The sequence below is a fragment of the Labrys sp. F242 genome (genome assembly GCF_057813875.1).
The window spans coordinates 1-2213 of record NZ_JBVASG010000014.1 but is presented as its reverse complement, the minus strand read 5'-3'; the positions used below and the strand labels follow the sequence as shown (position 1 = coordinate 2213).

The following is a 2213-nucleotide window of genomic DNA, read 5'->3' as shown; positions in this document are numbered from 1 at the left end:
TGTCATCCGAAGTGAGAAACTGCCCCCCTGTCGAAATTGAGAACTAACCCCTCCAGGTTCGAAAATGGAGGGACATATGGTGCGTGTAATTGCAGAGATTCCTGCACAGGTGAGTGTTGTGCAGGGAGACGTCATGCTTCCACCGGACGAGGTGGCCGCGATGGTGCGGCTACATGAGCTTGGCTGGGGTGCCAAGCGGCTGTCGAAGGAGTTCGGGTGCGCGCGCAACACCGTGCGTCGCTACCTTCGCGCGGGTGGCGTGGTGCCATTGGCCAAGCCGGTACGCAAAACGGCGTTCGACGGTCTGGAGGACTGGCTGCGTGAGCGGTTTTTCCGGCACAATGGCAATGCCGACGTTGTGCGCCAGGAGCTTGAGAGTGAGCATGGTATTGTGATCGGCCTGCGTTCTGTTGAACTTCGCGTCCAGCCCTGGCGCCGTGAACTGAGGGCGCAGAAGAAGGCAACGGTGCGGTTCGAGACCCGACCGGGGCATCAACTGCAGATCGACTTCGGCGATACCAAGGTCTGGATCGGCGATGAACGGATCAAGATCCACCTGTTCGTGGCGACACTGGGCTACTCGCGACGGATGCACATTCGACCTTCGATCACGGAGCGGCAAAGCGATTGGTTTGAAGGGATGGAAGGCGCGTTCCTGCGGTTCGGCGGGACACCAGCCGAGGTCCTGTTCGACAACGCCCGGGCGCTGGTCGAGCACCATGATGCTACGACGCGTGAGGTGCGGTTCAATGCTCGGCTTCATGCCTTCGCGCGCTACTGGGGCTTCTTGCCGCGGGCCTGCGCGCCCTACCGAGCCCGGACGAAGGGCAAAGACGAACGCGGTGTCGGCTACGTAAAGCGCAACGCGGTTGCTGGCCGGCGCTTTGCGAGCTGGGGCGCGTTCGTCGCGCATCTCGACCAATGGAACCGGGAAATCGCCGACGTGCGCGTACATGGCACCACCGGTGAATTGCCGATCGTGCGCTTCGCCGATGAGGCAGGCGCTCTTCGACCTCTCGGGGGCCGAGCTCCATTCGGCCAGCTGCGTGACCTGATCCGCAAGGTGCGCTCCGACTGCGCTATCGACCTCGACACCAACAGTTATTCGGTACCGTGGCGCCTGGTCGGCGAGACTGTCCAGGTGGTTGTTCTCGGGGGCCGCATCGTCATCCGTCATGCCGGCGAGGTCGTGGCCGATCACTCGCAATGCGAAGGCCGACGTCAGCGGATCATAGACCGGGCACACCTTGCCGGCCTCGTCGGCGCCATGACTGCACACACGGTGGCGGCGCCGATAGCGCCACCGGCACTATTGCGGCCACTGGCCGAATACGAAGCGGCTGTGGGAGGAGCGTGGTGATGACCGTCGATCATGAATCCCTCATCGCCATGCTGGACAGGCTCAAGCTCACCGCAATCCGGGATCAGCTCGATACGTTGCTGGACGAGGCTGCTCGCTCGCAAATGACCTTGCGCGAAGCATTGGCGTTCTTGGCCAGTCGCGAGATCGCCCGGCGCGACGAGCGGCGCATCCACATGGCGAGCAAGATCGCCCAGTTCCCCTTTGTGCGCGAGCTCGAGGGCTTCGAATACGACGCGCAGCCCTCGCTGGATCCTCGCCAGATCCGGGAATTGGCTACGTGTCGATGGATCGCGCATGGGGACACGGCACTGTTCATGGGGCCGCCCGGCACCGGCAAAACGCACTTGGCGGTCGCTCTGGGGCGAGAGGCAATCCGGCAGAATTATTCTGTCCAGTTCGTTACGGCGGCGACGCTCGTGGCCATGCTGGCCAAAGCCCATATGGATGGCACCCTTGAAAAGCAGCTGACGCTGCTGAGCCGGCCGAAACTGTTGATCATTGACGAGTTGGGGTATCTGCCGTTCGAGGCCGACGCAGCCCACCTGTTCTTCCAATTGGTGTCGCGCCGCTATGAGAAGGGATCGATCCTGATCACGTCCAATCGTTCCGTGGGCGAATGGGGCAGCGTCTTCGGCGATCCCGTGGTGGCAACCGCGATCTTGGACAGGGCGCTTCACCACTCCACCGTGATCACCATCCGGGGCGACAGCTACCGACTTCGCGAAAAGCGCAGATCCGGCCTTCTGCAGAAGGCCGGATCTGCGCTTGATGCCACTTCAACCGCAGCGCAATGACAAGGGGGTCAGTTCCTCACTTCGCCAAAGGGGTCAAATCCTCGCTTCGCTTGACA

2 protein-coding genes are annotated in these 2213 nt (G+C 62.3%); both read left to right on the top strand.

Annotated elements, in window-relative coordinates; genetic code table 11:
* Window positions 1-76: 76 nt before the first annotated feature.
* Window positions 77-1360: an IS21 family transposase gene (gene istA / locus ACZYTC_RS34215; RefSeq protein ID WP_488991755.1), complete on the top strand. Its 1284-nt coding sequence runs from the start codon at window positions 77-79 to the stop codon at window positions 1358-1360.
* Window positions 1357-2157: an IS21-like element helper ATPase IstB gene (istB, locus tag ACZYTC_RS34210; protein ID WP_488991754.1), complete on the top strand. Its 801-nt coding sequence runs from the start codon at window positions 1357-1359 to the stop codon at window positions 2155-2157. The genes istA and istB overlap by 4 nt, the downstream gene beginning before the upstream one ends.
* The last annotated feature ends 56 nt before the right edge of the window (window positions 2158-2213 follow it).